Here is a 17306-nt window from a genome sequence, read left to right as displayed (position 1 = left end):
TCAAACGTTTTCGTAAACTTTTTTGGCAAAAATTTCACATAAAAAAACCAGCCCTTAAAAGCTGGTTTTCAATTGGAATACTTTTGTAATGTTTATAGTAAGAAGCGTAATAATTCGCCTGAATTTGTAAGCATTTCTATTTGTGTTTTCTGATTGTCATTCTTCTTTGACAGTACTCTGGTTACAGTTTCTATATCGGTTGCCTTCACATTGTCAATTTTTAAAATGATACCTCCTTTTAACTGTTCAGCGTATTCAGTTAAATCTTCATTTGTTACTTCTTTGATTTTTACACCATAGCTTAATCGGAATCTTTTTTTGTCATTTGCGTCCAGATCTTCAAGCTCCAGTCCTTTTAAATCATAATTAACCAATTCTTTTTTGACTAATTTAACAGGTGTGCTCATCAACTTTCCATCACGTATAAAGCTGACTCTGACATCATCGTTTGGTCTTTTTGTGTTGATGTACGAAGTTAAATCGGCAAAAGTATTGATGTTTTTGTCGTCAAGCTTTTTGATGATATCTCCTGATTTTAACCCTGATTTTTCAGCTCCGGTTCCTTTTGATACTCTTGCGACCAATACTCCGGTGGTCTCAGATATTCCTCTGTCTTTTGCTACTGTAGCATTTAATTCGCCGGCCTCAATTCCTAAAACACCACGTTGCACATTGCCATATTCCATCAAATCCTCAACAATTTTGCGTGCTAAATTTGAAGGAACGGCAAATGAATAACCCGTGTAACTTCCTGTAGGCGATGAAATCATAGTGTTGATACCTATTAATTCTCCTCTTGTGTTTACTAAAGCTCCACCACTGTTTCCAGGGTTTACCGCTGCATCGGTTTGAATAAAAGACTGTATGCCCTGATTGCTCAAATCACGTGCTTTTGCAGAAACAATACCAGCTGTTACTGTGGAAGTTAGATTGTATGGGTTTCCTACCGCTAGCACCCATTCACCCACTTTTATTTGGTCTGAATTGCCAAAAGTAGCAGCTGGTAAATCTTCATTTGCATCAATTTTTAATAAAGCAATATCCATTTTGCTGTCGGTTCCTATAAGTTTTGCTTTATATGTTTTATTGTTGTTGAGTGTAACCTCTAACTCAGTTGCGTTTTGTATCACGTGGTTGTTGGTGACAATATAACCGTCTTTGCTGATTATAACCCCTGAACCTGTTCCCACCTGGGTTTGCTGCTGACCGCCTCTGTAGCCGTAAAAGAATTCCATTAAAGGATCAGAAGGCACATTGTAAACGGTTTTGTTTTTTACGTGAACTACAGTATGTACTGCTTTTTCCGCTGAAACGGTAAAATCTATATTTTCGGCACCAAAGCCTACTGTGCGGGCAATGTTGTCTGGTGCAATTGATAGTTTTGATTCGGCTGATGAATTCTCAATAAATAATTTATAGCCGCCTAAAGTGGTTGCTCCACTGATTAAAGAAATTAAAAATAAGCTTCCAAATTTTCTCATAAGTTCATCTTTTGGGTTTGTATTTATAAACGTAAAATTATAATTTTCTTATATCGGTTCTATAGCTTTAACGCTCGTTTAACAATCTTTAACTTTGCATTAATATTTGTAATTTTGAAATCTGTAATTAGAGTAAGACATTTGTATTGTTGTTTAAATGGCTTATTTCAATAAACTTTGCACAAATGAAAATTACTTTTTATAAATATCAAGGAACCGGAAATGATTTTGTAATCATTGATAACCGTAGTTTGTTTTTTCCCAAAAATGATACCAAACTAATCAATTTCCTTTGCGACAGAAGGTTTGGGATAGGTGCTGACGGTTTGATGCTGCTTGAAAGTGACAATTCGACAGATTTTAAAATGGTTTATTATAATTCTGACGGGAATGAAAGTTCGATGTGCGGTAACGGCGGACGTTGTTTGGTGGCTTTTGCAAAACAAATGGGAGTGATTAAGAGTGAGGCTGCTTTTATGGCTGTTGATGGTCTGCACCATGCTTCTATTGATAGTGATGACATTGTTTCATTACAAATGATAGATGTTGATAAAGTAAATACGAACTCTGATTATGTTTTTTTGAATACTGGTTCTCCGCACCATGTTCAATTGGTTGAAGATTTGAAAATTTTTGATGTTAAAAACGAAGGAGCAAAAATACGTTACGGAGAATTGTACGGTCAGGCAGGAAGCAATGTCAATTTTGTTGACCAAGTAGGTGAAAATGAATTTTCTATTCGTACCTATGAGCGTGGGGTTGAAGATGAAACTTTGTCGTGCGGTACCGGTGCAACAGCTGTGGCAATAGCGATGAAGGATTTAGGAAAAGCAGATTCGAATGAAATTGTTATAAATGTAGAAGGAGGACAGCTGAAAGTGTCTTTTGATAAAGAAGGGGATACCTATAGAAATGTTCATTTAATAGGACCTGCGCAATTTGTGTTTAAGGGAGAAATTGAAATCTAAGCCGGCCGATGATTACTTTAAAAGGAGAAAATATCTATTTGAGAGCCTTGGAACCAGAGGATCTGGAGTTTGTTTTTGCAATAGAAAATGATGAAACTATTTGGGAGGTAAGTAATACACAAACGCCTTATTCCCGTTTTCTGATCAAACAGTATTTAGAAAATGCACATCAGGATATTTATGAAGCCAAGCAGCTTAGACTTGCTGTTTGTACGAATGAGGATAAAAAAGCTGTCGGGTTGATTGATTTGTTTGATTTTGACCCTAAAAATCATCGGGCAGGAATTGGTATTGTAATCCAAAATGAAATTCATAAAAATAAAGGGATAGGCAAAGAAGCCTTAAGTCTTTTGATTGATTATGCTTTTAAACAATTGAATTTGCATCAGCTTTATGCTAATATTGGAGTAAATAATGAAATCAGTTTAAAGCTTTTTACTACTTTTGGGTTCCAAAAAATCGGAATTAAGAAAGATTGGGTTTATCTGCGGGGTAAATACGTTGATGAAGCCATTTTTCAATTGATTAATACACAACAATAAACATTATAACTTTGAAGAAGAAATTATTATTAGGAGTTGGAATCCTTGGACTTGCTTTAGCCACTTTTGTATATTTTAAAGCTTTTTCCGGCAATACTAAATTTGATGCAGCGGAAGAATATATTTTTATTCCTACCGGTTCTACTTATGAAGATGTGCTTAAAATACTTTCGACAGAAGTTAAGGATATAGATAATTTTAAATTTATTGCTGAAAAGCGTTCTTATAACGAAAATGTTTTTCCGGGCCGTTTTTTATTGAAGAAAGGAATGGGGAGTTTTCAAATTGTATCGGCACTTCGTCATAACATGCCTTTAAGTCTTTCTTTTAATAATCAGGAAATCCTTGAGAAATTTGTATCCAGAGTTTCATCTCAGATCGAAGCTGATAGTTTGAGTTTGATGAAATCATTTAAAGATCCGGAATTTTTAAGTCAAAACGGTTTTACTGAAGACAATGTTTTGGGGATGTTTATTCCTAATACTTATGAATTAAAGTGGAATACATCGGCAGATAAGTTCCGTGATAAGATGTTGGATGAATATAAGGATTTTTGGAATCAGGAACGTTTGGCAAAAGCGAAGGCTTTGAATTTAACACCGCAGCAGGTAATTGCTTTAGCGGCTATTGTTCACAAAGAGTCCGTTAAAGGAGATGAAAGACCCCGTGTGGCCGGTGTTTATTTGAACAGATTGAGAACTGAAATGCCTTTGCAGGCTGATCCGACAATTATTTATGCCATTAAGAAAAACACTAACGATTTTGATCAGGTTATCAAACGCGTTAAAGGAGATATGCTTTTTGTTAATTCTCCTTATAATACCTATAAAAACTTAGGATTGCCTCCAGGGCCAATAGCTATGCCTGATATTTCTGCAGTGGATGCTGTATTGAATTATGAAAAGCATAATTATATTTATTTTTGTGCCAGTGTGGAAAGAAGAGGTTATCATGATTTTGCAGAAACCTATGAAGAGCATCAGGTTAATGCAAAAAAATATACTGAATGGGTGAATAAGCTAGGTTTGTAAAGTATTTGATAAAGATATTTTTGAAATGCAGTCAGATTTCTTCTGATTGCATTTTTTATTGTTAATAACTTTTTTTAGTCGGAATTATTAGTGTTTTCGCAGTGTGAAGGGCTGTTAACAAAAAATTGTGTATTTTTTTACAAAAATTGCCGTATCTTTGCCTAGTGAAATTTTCTGACAATGATAGAGTTAGTTCAAAAAATACAACTGCTCTTAGTTAGAAAGAAAATTTTTTTTATGACAAAAAAACAAATATTCTATTTCGGATTATTTGCCTCAATCATCACCCTAAGTTCTGGTTTTAGACCATTCAAATCTGAGTTATTTCCTTGGTTTCACGTATTTGAAAAACATGGAATTTATACTGTACCTACAGAAGTGGAGGTGGGTCAAAAGTTTTTTGACGTGCCATTTACAGGAAAAACCTTTATAGGTTTTCAGCAAAGCTTAGCAGTCCGCGAATCACATGGTAAATACAATAAAGTGAATACTTTAGGGTATTTAGGTAAATACCAGTTTGGTTCACAGACGCTGGAAAGTTTAGGAATAAGCGACGAAGAGAAATTTTTACGCAGCAGAAAATTACAGGAAAAAGCATTTCTGGCCAATTTAGCACGTAATAAATGGGAACTGCGTCGTGAAATTGCCAGATATGCCGGAAGAACTATTCAAGGTATTCCTATTACCGAATCAGGTATCCTGGCAGCTGCGCATTTAGGCGGACCGGGATCTGTTAAGCGATTTTTAAGAACGAATGGGAATCGTAAGTTTAAAGACGGTTATGGGACTTCTATAACGGAGTACCTAAAAGAATTTGCCGGTTATGACACAAGTTGCGTCGAACCTAATAAGCAGGCAAAAGCCAGACACTATATTTATTAATAGTGTTTATGGATAATGAAAATGCAAGGTCGGTTATGTAAATCGACCTTTTGTTTTTTCCAGTCTTTTACAGTAAGTGTTTTAATGTATTCTGTTGGGAGTGTAATGTCGCAAGCTACACATAAATGAGTGTTGGGTTGTAAAATCTGAACCAAATCTTCCATAAGCTTGTTGTTTCTGTATGGAGTTTCGATAAATAACTGAGACTGGTTTTTATCAAATGATAATTTTTCGAAGTTTTTTAATGCCTGTTTCTTTTCTCCTTTGTCAATGGGTAAGTAACCGTTGAAAGCAAAACTTTGACCATTCATTCCTGAAGCCATCAATGCCAATAAAATAGAACTGGGTCCAACCAGTGGCACAACCTGGATGCCTTTTTCGTGAGCTAATTTTACAATTACTGCGCCTGGGTCTGCTACGCCAGGACATCCGGCTTCACTCATAAGACCCACGTTTTGTCCATTCAATAAAGGTTGAATGAATTCCTGGTGTTCATGATCTTCAGTGTGTTTGTTTAATACATCGATTATTAATTCGGGTTGTTTTTTTTCCGGATGTACAGATTTTATGAAACGACGAGCCGTTTTTTCGTTTTCTACTATGTAATGATTGATGAAATCAATCGTTCTTTTGATGGTTACAGGTAATACATCTTCAGGTGTTGATTCTCCTAAGGTAGTTGGAATTAAATATAATTTTCCTAAAAATGCGGCTGGTTTCATGGATGTAAAATTTATTGGTCCCAAAAATAATTAAAACTATGCACTTTAGTGCATTTTTCCTTTTAGGTTCTAAAAAAATAGCCACGAATTTCACGAATCTTCACAAATTAATTCGTGCTGATTTGTGAAATTTGTGGCAAATGAATTAATTGTTGTTGTTTTGGTGAGCTTTCAGCCTTAAAGGCTTTTTGTCTATTGTTGTATGTCAATATATGTTCCTTCGGCTAATTTGTTATTTAAAAACAAATTAATTATGGAGATGTCATAGATTTTGTTTTATTTGCAAAAGAAACAATTTTTACGCTATGAAAAAATACGATTGGAAAGAAATTTTTAGAAGCATTGGTATAGGTCTTTTAGTGCTTCTGTTTATCTATGCAATGGTTTTTAGAGGGTTTTAATTTTTTTGAAGCTTAGTTGCAATAGAGTTGCAAGCTTCATCAAGCATGTCGTAAACCTTTTCAAAACCGTCCTGGCCTCCATAGTAGGGGTCAGGGACGTCTACACGCTCTCCTGGGAATATTTCTTCTAAAATAAGCTGGACTTTGTTTTTGTGATTTTCGCTTTCGGCTTGAGATAAAACGTCTTTGTAATTTTGATTATCCATAACATAGATGTAGTCAAAATTTTCAAAATCAGTCTTTTTAAATTTTCTGGCTTTTTGATACGTTATATCAATTCCTCTGTTTCTTGCGGTTTGGATAGAGCGTTTGTCAGGTTGTTCGCCTGCATGCCAGCCTCCTGTTCCTGCTGAATCAACTGTGAATTTTTCTGATAGTTTAGAACGCAAAATACCTTCTGCTAATGGAGAGCGACAAATATTCCCCAAGCATACCATCAGAATTTTTTTAGCCATTATAAAGAAAGTTTTTTGTTGATGTCTTCAACAAATTTCTTGAATTGTTTGTCAGTGGTAACTAAATTGTCAACCGTTTTACAAGCGTGTAAAACCGTAGCGTGGTCACGGTCACCAATTTGCGAGCCAATATTTGCTAAAGAGGCCTTTGTGAACTTCTTGGCAAAGAACATTGCAAGCTGACGTGCCTGAACAACATGGCGTTTTCTGGTTTGTGACTGTAACGTAGCTACATCCAATTGGAAATAATCCGAAACCACTTTTTGAATATAATCAATTGAAATCTCACGCTTAACATTCTTAACAAATTTCTCAACAACTTGTTTGGCTAAATCAATCGTTACTTCTTTTTTGTTGAAAGAAGATTGTGCAATTAATGAAATAATAGCGCCTTCAAGTTCGCGTACATTTGATTTGATGTTGCGGGCTACATATTCAATAATTTCATCAGGCATTTCCACACCGTCACGGAACAAAATGTTTTTAAGGATAGAAACTCTTGTTTCGTAATCAGGTTGGTGTAATTCAGCTGATAATCCCCATTTGAAGCGAGATAACAAACGTTGTTCGATATCCTGCATGTCTACAGGGGCTTTATCAGAAGTCAGGATAACCTGTTTCCCATTTTGGTGTAAATGATTGAAGATGTGGAAAAATACATCTTGTGTTCCTGATTTTCCAGAAAGGAACTGCACATCATCAATGATTAATACATCGATTAATTGGTAGAAATGAATGAAATCATTTCGAGTATTTTTCTTAACAGAGTCTATATATTGCTGCGTGAAAATTTCAGCTGAAATGTATAAAACGGTTTTTTCAGGGAATTTTTCTTTGATTTCTACACCAATTGCATGTGCTAAGTGTGTTTTCCCTAATCCAACGCCTCCAAAGATTAATAATGGATTGAAAGAAGTACCTCCCGGTTTGTTTGCAACAGCCATACCGGCACTACGAGCTAAGCGATTTGAGTCTCCTTCAAGGAAATTGTCAAAACTATAACTTGCATTTAATTGTGATTCGATTTTTATGTTACGAATGCCTGGGATGATAAACGGGTTTTTTAACTCAGGGTTTTTTTGTTGTACAGGGACATCAATTTCTTGAGTTTTAACCGGAGTTCTATCGGCACTAGGGATTTGCTGTGTGAATGGAAGTTTGTTCCCGTAAGGGTTTTCCATTTTAATTTTATATAGTAACTTCGCGCTTTTACCAAGTTCTTTTTGTAATGCTACTTTTAATAACTTAACATAGTGTTCTTCCAGCCATTCGTAGAAGAATTTAGAAGGTACCTGAATATATAAAGCGCTGTCAGTAAGCTCCACTGCCTTAATAGGTTCAAACCATGTTTTGTAAGCTTGCTCCTGAATGTTGTCCTTTATAAAAGACAGACAATTAGCCCATACTGATTCCGCAGTTTTATTCATTGTATGCATTCTTATACTTGTTAGTTTTTAGTTTTTTTCTTGATTCAAATAAGTCAAGAAGTTGAGTGGATTGGGAAAGCAAATATCCTTGATAAAATCTTTAAAAAAAAATTTTTTTCATATTGATTTTATCAAAAAATTGTCTTATGACTGTTTGTTGGGGTTAACAAAGGGTGAAATTTTTTTTAAGAAAATGCGTATGAAAATTCATGAAATTCAAGTGCGGGTTCGCTATGCTGAAACCGATCAAATGGCTGTAGTGTACCACGGTAATTACGCTCAGTATTTTGAAATGGGACGTGTGGAGTGGTTGAGAAACCTGGGGGTTTCGTATAAATGGATGGAAGAAAACGGAATTATGCTTCCGTTGGTTTCTTTGTCTATGAATTATAAAAAACCGGCGCGTTATGATGATTTATTAACAATACGGACAATCTTTAAAAGTCAAAAATCAGTCAAAATTGAATTTGATTATGAAGTGTTCAATGAAACGGGTGAGTTATTAACAACCGGTAATTCAATTTTGGTGTTTGTAGATGCCAAAACCGGACGTCCAACTTTGCCTCCTGAGTATCTAAAAGAATTGATTGTCGAAGCTTAAAGTTCTTCAATTTCCACTTCAAATAAATTAGTGAAAATGTCGAAAATCATTTCGGCATTTTTTTTACGGGTTGAAATTTCGATCTGGCAGCTTTCTTCCATTTTCTGGGAAACAATGTTGAGGTTCTTTTCTTTGATAACACGCATGACTTTATTCATGTTTTTGTAATCGAAAGTAATGCTGAAATGTATATCTATTGTTTTTTCAATAATAGCCGATGCTTCCAAAGCTAGCTTTGCACCTTCGCGATAAGCGGAAATAAGTCCGCCAACGCCTAATTTTACTCCACCAAAATAACGGACTACTACCACTAAAACATTAGTGACATCAAACGATTGAATTTGTCCGTAAATAGGCATGCCGGCGCTGTTGTTGGGTTCTCCGTCATCGTTGGCGCGGTATTGGGTTTTTGTTGTGCCTAATTGCCAGGCATAACACCAATGGCGTGCAGAAAAATGTACTTTTTTTAAATGTTCAATATGGGATTTGATTTCTTCTTCTGAAGTAACAGGGAAAGCATATCCGTAAAACTTGCTGTTCTTTTCTTTAAACAATGTTTCGGGCGAAGCTTCTTCTATAGTTTTATATGTGTCGGTTGTACTCAATGGAATAATTTGAGTGCAAAAGTATTATATTTTTATTTTAAATGCTGTCTTAAAGTTTAGACAGTGCGGGGAATGGAATTTCTTTTTTTGAAAAAAGATCAGTGATATCTTCTGAACCAACTTGTAAATTCCAGACATGCATTCCTAAAGACGCAGCGATATCAGTATTGGTCTTTTTGTCGTCAATAAACAAAGTGCGTTTTGGGTTTAATTCATGTTTGTTGATAATGAAACTGAAAGCTTCTGGTTCCGGTTTGCGGTAACCTATCTCAAAAGAAAAATACACTTTTTCAAAGCATTGATAAAATTCACGGGCAAAAGTCATTCCTACCCGATGTTCAAATTTTGCGATATGAATCTCATCGGTATTGCTTAAAAGGAATAAACGGTATTTGTGTGATAATTTTTGAAGAAACTCTAATCGAGCCAAAGGGAAGTCAATCAAAACAGAATTCCAGGCAGCTCTGATATCATCTATCGAAGCATTGGGCATTAGTTTTTTCATTTCAATCATGAATTGAACTTCGGTGATTTTTCCTTTTTCAAATTGTTGATTTACTTTATCTATTTCTTCATTCCAGGATTGTAAGCCAAGCTTTTTTAACGCTTCTAAAGATGCATTTTTATCTAAATCCATTAATACATCGCCAAAATCGAAAATAATAGTATTAATCATAATTTGAAAAAATTAAAAGTTCATCATCTATTATAATTTCTCTTTTTACAAGTTTTCCACTTATCTCCGGAGCTTTCGTTCCATTTGGAAAAGAGTTTTTACCTCTGAAAATTCGGGCTTCATCCCATACATTTTCATTGATAAAACCTTGTAAAGTTTTGCTTCCACCTTCAATAATTACTGATTGAATATTGTTTTGATATAGTGTTTCAATTATTTGATTTACGGTATTTTTTGTAAAATCAATTGTTGATTCGTCTATCAAAATCGTAGAAGCCGAATTATCAAATATATGACTTTCTTTTGAAATTTTATGCTTTCTGTCTAAAACTACTCTTACAGGATTGTTTCCGGACCAATCCCTGACATTCAATTTTGGATTGTCATCAATCACAGTTTGGGTGCCTACAAGTATTGCTTGTTCTTCGGTTCGCCATTTATGAACCAATTGACGGGAGTATTGATTGGTAATCCATACAGGTTTATTTTCTTCCTTGGTTGAGGGTGAAATAAACCCGTCAATGGTTTCGGCCCATTTTAAAATAATATAGGGACGTTTTTTTTGATGAAAAGTAAAAAAGCGTTTGTTTAATAAATTGCATTCGTTTTCTAAAACGCCAACAATTACATTGCATCCTGCATTTTTAAGCTTTTCAATTCCTGCACCGCAAACTTTTGCAAATGGGTCAATGGTTCCTATGACTACATTCGGGATTTGATGTGCGATTATTAAGTCGGCACAAGGTGGAGTTTTTCCAAAATGGCTGCAAGGTTCCAAACTTACATATATGGTTGATTCTTTTAGAAGCGATTTGTCTTTGACCGAATTTACGGCATTGACTTCAGCATGTGGTTCGCCGGCTTTTCTATGCCAGCCTTCGCCAATGATTTTGTTATTGTGAACAACTACACTGCCTACCAAAGGATTGGGATAAGTGGTTCCTAAACCATTTTTAGCTAATTCGATGCAACGCGATATGTATTTTTGATGTATCTTCACATCACAAAAATAAGCTTTTAATTTTATGTTGATTAGAGAAATACAGGCACAGGATAATATTCAGGTAGCCAAAGTTGTCCGAACTGTTCTGGAAGAGTTAAATGTGCCAAAAGTTGGTACAGCTTATGCTGACCCTGAACTTGATACTATGTATGAAGCGTATCAAAAACCAAATTCAGCATATTTTGTTGTGGAAAATGAAGGCATAATCATAGGAGTGGCGGGGATTTCACCTTTGGCTAATGGTACTCCGGATGTTTGTGAGTTACAAAAGATGTATTTTCTTCCTGAGACAAGAGGTTTAGGGATAGGTTCACAAATGATGGAGGTGTGTTTAACAAAGGCAAAAGAATTAGGGTTCAAGCAATGTTATTTGGAAACCATGCCTTATATGGAAGCCGCGCAAAAATTGTATCGAAAAACCGGATTCGAATATTTAGATAAACCTATGGGGTGTACAGGGCATTCGGCATGTCCGGTTTGGATGATAAAAACGTTGTAAAAGGACAAATGCAAAATAGCAAACTCCAAATAACAAATAACTAGAAATTTCAAAATGCTGTTAAAAGAATACAAGACCCAGTTTACCAACGAACTGATTTCTATTTATGATGAAAAAGAAATAGAGAGTTTTTTTTATATTGTTTTAGAAGCTTTTCATCAAATGAAGCGTATCGATTTTGCAATGCAACCAGATTTCGAATTAGATGTTGTGCAGTTGCTGCAATGGGAAACGGTTTTGTCGCAATTAAAAGAGCAAAAACCTATTCAGTATATTCTTGGCGAGACGGAGTTTTTCGGGTTGCCTTTTTATGTTAATGAAAATACACTTATTCCAAGACCGGAAACGGAAGAATTGGTCGATTGGATTTTATCAAATAACCAAATTATCAAATCAACGAATCCTCTAAAGATATTGGATATTGGTACCGGAACAGGTTGTATTGCTATTTCATTGGCTGAAAATTTGCCTAATGCCGAAGTATATGCGCTAGATGTTTCTGAAAAAGCTTTAGAAGTTGCTAAGAGAAATGCCAGGACTAATAATGTTGATGTGCATTTTTTGCATCAAAGTATTTTGGAAATCGAAGATTTAGGTCAGCAATTTGATATTATTGTTTCTAATCCGCCATATGTACGAAATCTTGAAAAAGAAGAAATCAAGAAAAACGTATTAGATTACGAACCTCATTTAGCGTTGTTTGTTGAAGATGATGATGCTTTATTGTTTTACAGAAAAATAACGCAATTGGCTCAAAAAAATCTTTCAAATAGTGGAGCACTTTACTTTGAAATTAATCAGTATTTGGGCAAGGAAATGATAAGTCTTTTAGAAAATCATCACTTCTCGAATATTGAACTTAGAAAAGATATTTATGGTAATGATAGAATGATTAGAGGATGTTTCTAAATTATTTTTTAAAATTTAATACAGCTCTAATCTCATTCATTTTTTGATTTCTTTCAAAAGAAAAAGTCCCTTCCGATTTTTCCAAATAGTTGTAAATCATGAGGCAGTTGTTCAATGTGTTGACATATTCTTCAGAATCTTTTTCTGATTTTTTAAACAAAGAATAAAAAATGTTAGCTAAATCTTCCCAATGTGCTGGATTGATGTTTTTTTCAAATTGTAAAAAATGAATAAAATCATCAGGGTGTATTTCGTTAAAAGTAATGCTGTTTATATTAAGTGTTGTAAGTAATGTTGTGTTAACTTCTTCAGCTATTTGATTTGAAAATTCAACATCATTCAATTTTAAAATTTTAGAAAATAGTTTGTTGAGTAATAAACCAATTTTTTCAATTTGCTTTTCTATATGATCTCTTTGTTCCATTTGTGTAATTTTTATTCGTAACGTAACGCCTCAATAGGATCTAATTTGGATGCTTTTAAAGCCGGATAAGAACCAGAAACAATAGCCACAATAAAGCAAACAATAAATGCTGAAATAATTGCCAACCATGGAACGGCAAACTGGAATTCTATTAGTGTAGCAATTAGATAGCCTATTGAGATTCCTAAAACGACACCTAGTAAGCCTCCTAGTTGACCAATAACTAATGTTTCCATAAAAAACTGAATCGCTATAGTACTTCTTTTGGCTCCTAAGGCTTTTCTAGTCCCTATTTCTCGGGTACGTTCGGTTACAGAAACCAACATGATATTCATTAAGGCAATAGTGGAACCAAAAATGGTAATCACACCAATAACCCATGCAGAAATATCAAGGTATTTTGTAATGTCTAAAATTTTGTTGATCAAATCATCACTTCGGGACAATCCAAAATTTGCATCTTCCAACGGACTTAATTTTCTGACTTTTCGCATAGTGATGGTGGCGTTGTCCACAGCTTCATCAAGCAATTCTTTTTTGTCAACCATTACACTAACCGAATAGTTAATGTTGGGAGCTGTAAACATGGTTCTTGCAACTTGTATAGGAATCAATACTCTTAAATCCTGACTGTTACCAAAGGTTGAACCTTTCTCTTTTAAAACACCAATAACTTTAAACTTAGTGCCACGAATCGAAATGGTTTTGTCTATAGGGTTTATGTCGGCTAATAGTTTTTTTTCAAAATCAGAACCTAAAATGCAAACTGGATTGTTGTTTGAAATATCAAATCCGGTAAAATTTCTTCCTTTAACGACTTCTAACCCTGAATTTGTTGTGAAATTTTCGTCAACACCTAAAACGGAAACTTCGGGATCGGTCTTATCATTTTCATATTTTACTTCAGCAGTAGTAGTAGCAGTAAATGATACCGAAGTAAATGTCATTGGATAATTGTATTTGGCTTTGAATTCTTGTGTTTCAGGATAAGAAATGATAGGGTTTATTTTTTCTCTTTCTCCACCATGCCTTCTTGAAAGGTTGTCGTATTGGTTGATTGTAAAAGTATTGGCTCCCATTGAGGCAAAATCCTTGGAAATAGTATTCTCTAAAGCCGAAACTACGGTTAAAATACCTACTAGGGCAGTAATACCAATAGCGATTATTAACACAGTTAAAATTGTTCGTAATAATTGTGCTTTGATTGAGCCTAAAGCAATTTTTATGTTTTCTTTTACTAATCCTACCATGCTATATTTGTCATATAATGGGCTATTTTGTTACAATATAGATGTAAATTTTACATTTCGTTTAAAATGTAAGATATTTGCGTTTGATTTTTGGTATTGGAATTTTCATATTTAACAATCCAAAAATCTAATAATCTAACATACATAATTTAATATCCATATGAAACCTTCAATTCCAAAAGGGACTCGTGATTTTTCTCCTGCCGAAGTAGCAAAACGAAACTATATTTTCAATACGATTAGAAAGCATTTTGAACGTTTTGGATTTCAGCCTATTGAAACACCTACTTTTGAAAATTCAGAAACATTGATGGGGAAATATGGAGAAGAAGGCGACCGATTGATCTTTAAGATTTTAAACTCAGGAAATTATTTTTTTAACAAAAAGAAAATCGAATTGCCTAAATCAATCGAATCATTACAAGTGAATTCTGCAGAAACGATTTCGGTTGATGAATTGATTGAATTGAATCAGTTTACTAATAAGATTTCTGAAAAAGCACTTCGTTATGATTTAACTGTTCCTTTTGCCCGTTATGTGGTACAACATCAAAACGAAATAGAATTTCCGTTTAAGCGTTACCAAATTCAGCCGGTATGGCGTGCTGACCGACCTCAAAAAGGACGTTTCAGAGAGTTTTATCAATGTGATGCTGATGTGGTAGGTTCTACATCGCTGTGGCAAGAGGTGGAATTAGTGCAATTGTATGATGCTGTTTTTTCTGATTTGGGATTAAAAGGGGTAACGGTAAAAATCAATAACCGTAAAATTTTGTCTGGAATTGCTGAGGTTATTGGTGCTTCGGATAAATTAATTGATTTTACAGTTGCGTTAGATAAATTAGATAAAATAGGTGAAGATGGTGTCAAGAAAGAAATGCTTGAAAAAGGTATTTCTGATGAAGCTATTGAAAAAGTACAACCGTTATTTAACTTCACAGGAACAATAACTGAAAAATTAGAAAAGCTTTCTCAATTATTAGCTACTTCAACCGAAGGATTAAAAGGAGTAGAGGAATTACGATTTATTTGTGAAAATGTTTTGGAAATAGGTCTTCAGGATTCAAAGTTGGATTTGGATGTGACTTTGGCAAGAGGATTGAATTATTACACAGGAGCTATTTTTGAAGTTTCAGCTCCGGAAGGTGTTGCTATGGGATCCATAGGAGGAGGAGGTCGTTATGATGATTTAACCGGAATCTTTGGATTAAAGAATGTGAGTGGTGTGGGTATTTCATTTGGATTGGACAGAATTTATTTGGTTGTAGAAGAATTGGGATTATTCCCTGAAACAGTTACATCGACATCAAAAGCTATTTTCTTAAATTTTGGTGAAACTGAAGCCAAATATGCAATGAAAGCGATTGCGAAATTGCGTAACGAAGGAATAAAAGTTGAATTGTATCCTGATAACGCCAAAATAGGTAAGCAATTTCAATATGCTGATAAACGCGGTATTCCTTTTGCAATTATTGTGGGTGGGGAAGAAGTGATAAATAATGTCTACAATATTAAAAATCTAGCTTCCGGTGAGCAACAAACTGTTGGTTTTGAAGAATTAAAAGATAGATTAAAATAATAAAAGTCCTTCGAAAGAAGGATTTTTTATTTAGTATTATTTCTAGGATGAAAATTCTGCATCACTTGGTTTAGATGTTTTCTGTCAACATGCATGTAAATTTCTGTAGTAGTGATGGATTCATGGCCTAACATCAACTGTATTGAACGTAAATCGGCTCCGTTTTCTAATAAATGCGTGGCAAATGAATGTCTGAAGGTATGTGGACTAATGATTTTGTTGAGGTTGATTTTTTTGGCTAAATCCTTGATAATAGTAAAAACCATTGCTCTGGTGAGTTGTCTTCCTCTTCGGTTTAAAAACAAGGTGTCCTCGTGTCCTTTTTGGATAGGTAGTTGTATTCGGATAGTGGTTTTGTAAATCTCAATGTATTTTTGAGTTAAGTCGCTTATAGGAACAAAGCGCTGTTTGTTGCCTTTTCCTGTGATTTTTATAAAACCTTCTTCAAAAAACAAATCCGAAATTTTTAATGTAACCAATTCCGAAACGCGTAACCCACAGCCATAAAGTGTTTCGAGCATGGCTCTGTTTCGTTCTCCTTCTGCGGTTGATAAATCTATGGCAAAAATCAAACTGTCTATATCCTGAATGTTTAAAGTATCGGGTAGTTTTCTTCCCAAGCGCGGACTTTCAATTAACTCTAGTGGATTGTCCTGGCGGTAATCTTCAAAAATTAAATACCCAAAAAAGCTTTTGAGTCCTGAAATCAATCGGGCTTGACTCCTGGGGTTAATGTCTTTGGATACAAAATAAATGAATTCCTGTATGGTTTCTTCTTTTATGGCAACAGGACTGATTTCAATATTGTTTTCTAAAAGATAATTACAGAGTTTTTCTACATCCATTACATAGCTATCAATTGAATTTTTAGATAAGCCTCTTTCGATTTTTAAATAGGATTGATAGTTTTTGATGTAAGAAGTCCAATTCATGAAGGCAATTTAGTAAAAATGAAGCATAAAAAAATCCCGACGAATCGGGATTTAAACATAATAATTCAAAAAGAATTAGAATTTGTAGATTAAACCGAAGTTAATATTGCTGAAGTTTAAACCAATGTTGAATCCGCTATCAGCTTTTGCACCATCTACATCAGCTTTTGAAGATGAATAACCTAAGATACCAACTGAAGTCTCTAATGCAAAATTATCAGAGAAGAAATAGTTGAAACCTGGAGCTACATTCACTGACAAAGTGTTGATGTCTACTCCATTACCAAATGGGATTAATTGTCCCATGAATTTAGCGTACTCTGTGCTTGTAGTTGCATAGTTTACGTTTAATTCAGCAAACGGAGCGAATTTTGCAGTTTTTACATAATATCTACCAAAAGCTCCAAAAGAAGTTGTTTTGTTTTCAACTTTATCATTGCTGTCGTTAGCTTCGATTTTTGAATTACCAAATCCAAGACCTAAACCAATTGCTACATTGTCAGTAACAAAATAACCAAATTTAGGAGCAACAACAAATGAAGTTTCCTTAGCGTCCATAGATTTCATGTCAGTAGTTCCAAATGAAGCAGTTCCTGATAAAAACATACTACCTTTTTCAAAACCTTCTCCATTAGATTCTTGTGCATTAGCAAAACCAAATGCAAATACTGCAGCAGCAGTTAATAATAATTTTTTCATGTTAAAATTTGATTTTTAAAAATTCATGCGAATTTATATAATTTTAATATGAGGATTCCCGTTGGGTTTAAAAGTTTTTAACAATTTTTTATTTGTTAAAATTTTGGATTTATTTTTGTTTTTAAGATTTTTTTTGGGTTTTTATGGTGGTATATTGTTGTTTTTGGTTTTTTTTAGAAAAAAAAAGAGCCTCTGTTAAGAAGCTCTCGTTTTTTGTAAG

At 34.3% G+C, this 17306-nt stretch carries 19 protein-coding genes; 8 read left to right on the top strand and 11 right to left on the bottom strand.

Going from position 1 to position 17306, the window contains the following annotated elements; all coding sequences use genetic code 11:
* Nucleotides 1-92: 92 nt before the first annotated feature.
* A complete protein-coding gene (locus tag EZM65_RS11790) occupies nucleotides 93-1481 on the bottom strand; it encodes a S1C family serine protease (protein WP_136668763.1) in 1389 nt (462 codons plus the stop codon).
* Between the two features lie 185 nt (nucleotides 1482-1666).
* Between EZM65_RS11790 and dapF the strand changes: the two genes are divergently transcribed.
* The 4 genes from dapF (at nucleotide 1667) to EZM65_RS11770 (ending at nucleotide 4904) form a co-directional block, all read left to right on the top strand.
* Nucleotides 1667-2449, top strand: coding sequence for a diaminopimelate epimerase (gene dapF / locus EZM65_RS11785; RefSeq protein ID WP_136668762.1), 783 nt, complete (start codon nucleotides 1667-1669; stop codon nucleotides 2447-2449).
* 8 nt (nucleotides 2450-2457) lie between these two features.
* Entirely contained in the window at nucleotides 2458-2991 is a 534-nt protein-coding gene (locus tag EZM65_RS11780; protein ID WP_136668761.1) for a GNAT family N-acetyltransferase, read from the top strand.
* Nucleotides 2992-3002: 11 nt separating this feature from the next.
* Entirely contained in the window at nucleotides 3003-4022 is a 1020-nt protein-coding gene (mltG, locus tag EZM65_RS11775) for an endolytic transglycosylase MltG (RefSeq protein ID WP_136668760.1), read from the top strand.
* Nucleotides 4023-4259: 237 nt separating this feature from the next.
* Entirely contained in the window at nucleotides 4260-4904 is a 645-nt protein-coding gene (locus EZM65_RS11770) for a peptidoglycan-binding protein LysM (protein ID WP_136668759.1), read from the top strand.
* Here EZM65_RS11770 and EZM65_RS11765 read toward each other — a convergent pair.
* From EZM65_RS11765 to dnaA, 3 genes are all read right to left on the bottom strand, one after another.
* Nucleotides 4901-5626, bottom strand: coding sequence for an SAM-dependent methyltransferase (locus EZM65_RS11765; protein ID WP_136668758.1), 726 nt, complete (start codon nucleotides 5624-5626; stop codon nucleotides 4901-4903). The two genes, EZM65_RS11770 and EZM65_RS11765, sit on opposite strands and share 4 nt — an antisense overlap.
* A gap of 397 nt (nucleotides 5627-6023) precedes the next feature.
* The gene (locus EZM65_RS11760; RefSeq protein WP_136668757.1) at nucleotides 6024-6482 is read right to left on the bottom strand and encodes a low molecular weight protein-tyrosine-phosphatase; all 459 of its coding nucleotides are present in this window, start codon (nucleotides 6480-6482) and stop codon (nucleotides 6024-6026) included.
* Nucleotides 6482-7909 carry a chromosomal replication initiator protein DnaA gene (gene dnaA, locus EZM65_RS11755; protein ID WP_169051710.1) on the bottom strand — a complete coding sequence of 476 codons (1428 nt, stop codon included), beginning with the start codon at nucleotides 7907-7909 and terminating at the stop codon, nucleotides 6482-6484. Before dnaA ends, EZM65_RS11760 begins: the two co-directional genes overlap by 1 nt.
* A gap of 199 nt (nucleotides 7910-8108) precedes the next feature.
* Between dnaA and EZM65_RS11750 the strand changes: the two genes are divergently transcribed.
* Entirely contained in the window at nucleotides 8109-8510 is a 402-nt protein-coding gene (locus EZM65_RS11750) for a thioesterase family protein (RefSeq protein WP_136668755.1), read from the top strand.
* Here EZM65_RS11750 and EZM65_RS11745 read toward each other — a convergent pair.
* From EZM65_RS11745 to ribD, 3 genes are read right to left on the bottom strand one after another with little or no spacing between them, the layout of a single operon-like run.
* Complete coding sequence (locus EZM65_RS11745; protein WP_136668754.1) at nucleotides 8507-9115, bottom strand: YigZ family protein; 609 nt, start codon at nucleotides 9113-9115, stop codon at nucleotides 8507-8509. The two genes, EZM65_RS11750 and EZM65_RS11745, sit on opposite strands and share 4 nt — an antisense overlap.
* A gap of 49 nt (nucleotides 9116-9164) precedes the next feature.
* Nucleotides 9165-9791 carry an HAD family phosphatase gene (locus EZM65_RS11740; RefSeq protein WP_136668753.1) on the bottom strand — a complete coding sequence of 209 codons (627 nt, stop codon included), beginning with the start codon at nucleotides 9789-9791 and terminating at the stop codon, nucleotides 9165-9167.
* Nucleotides 9784-10791: a bifunctional diaminohydroxyphosphoribosylaminopyrimidine deaminase/5-amino-6-(5-phosphoribosylamino)uracil reductase RibD gene (gene ribD / locus EZM65_RS11735; RefSeq protein WP_136668752.1), complete on the bottom strand. Its 1008-nt coding sequence runs from the start codon at nucleotides 10789-10791 to the stop codon at nucleotides 9784-9786. The genes EZM65_RS11740 and ribD overlap by 8 nt, the downstream gene beginning before the upstream one ends.
* Before the next feature lie 25 nt (nucleotides 10792-10816).
* Here ribD and EZM65_RS11730 point away from each other — a divergent pair, with 25 nt between their 5' ends.
* A complete protein-coding gene (locus EZM65_RS11730) occupies nucleotides 10817-11293 on the top strand; it encodes a GNAT family N-acetyltransferase (RefSeq protein ID WP_136668751.1) in 477 nt (158 codons plus the stop codon).
* 54 nt (nucleotides 11294-11347) lie between these two features.
* Entirely contained in the window at nucleotides 11348-12202 is an 855-nt protein-coding gene (prmC, locus tag EZM65_RS11725; protein ID WP_136668750.1) for a peptide chain release factor N(5)-glutamine methyltransferase, read from the top strand.
* A gap of 1 nt (nucleotide 12203) precedes the next feature.
* Here the strand turns inward: prmC and EZM65_RS11720 are convergent, their stop codons facing one another.
* Nucleotides 12204-12626 (bottom strand): hypothetical protein, encoded by a 423-nt coding sequence (locus tag EZM65_RS11720; RefSeq protein WP_136668749.1) that lies wholly within the window; start codon nucleotides 12624-12626, stop codon nucleotides 12204-12206.
* 11 nt (nucleotides 12627-12637) lie between these two features.
* Nucleotides 12638-13876, bottom strand: coding sequence for an ABC transporter permease (locus tag EZM65_RS11715; RefSeq protein WP_136668748.1), 1239 nt, complete (start codon nucleotides 13874-13876; stop codon nucleotides 12638-12640).
* A 154-nt stretch (nucleotides 13877-14030) separates the two neighbouring features.
* Between EZM65_RS11715 and hisS the strand changes: the two genes are divergently transcribed.
* Entirely contained in the window at nucleotides 14031-15455 is a 1425-nt protein-coding gene (hisS, locus tag EZM65_RS11710) for a histidine--tRNA ligase (protein ID WP_169051709.1), read from the top strand.
* A gap of 26 nt (nucleotides 15456-15481) precedes the next feature.
* Here the strand turns inward: hisS and xerD are convergent, their stop codons facing one another.
* Together xerD and EZM65_RS11700 are read right to left on the bottom strand one after the other, a co-directional pair.
* Nucleotides 15482-16387, bottom strand: coding sequence for a site-specific tyrosine recombinase XerD (gene xerD / locus EZM65_RS11705; RefSeq protein ID WP_136668746.1), 906 nt, complete (start codon nucleotides 16385-16387; stop codon nucleotides 15482-15484).
* Nucleotides 16388-16462: 75 nt separating this feature from the next.
* Entirely contained in the window at nucleotides 16463-17086 is a 624-nt protein-coding gene (locus EZM65_RS11700; RefSeq protein WP_136668745.1) for an outer membrane protein, read from the bottom strand.
* Nucleotides 17087-17306 lie beyond the last annotated feature (220 nt).

The sequence above is a fragment of the Flavobacterium sp. H122 genome (genome assembly GCF_004959765.1).
Classification (GTDB): Bacteria; Bacteroidota; Bacteroidia; order Flavobacteriales; family Flavobacteriaceae; genus Flavobacterium.
This window is presented reverse-complemented; position numbering and strand designations above follow the sequence as displayed.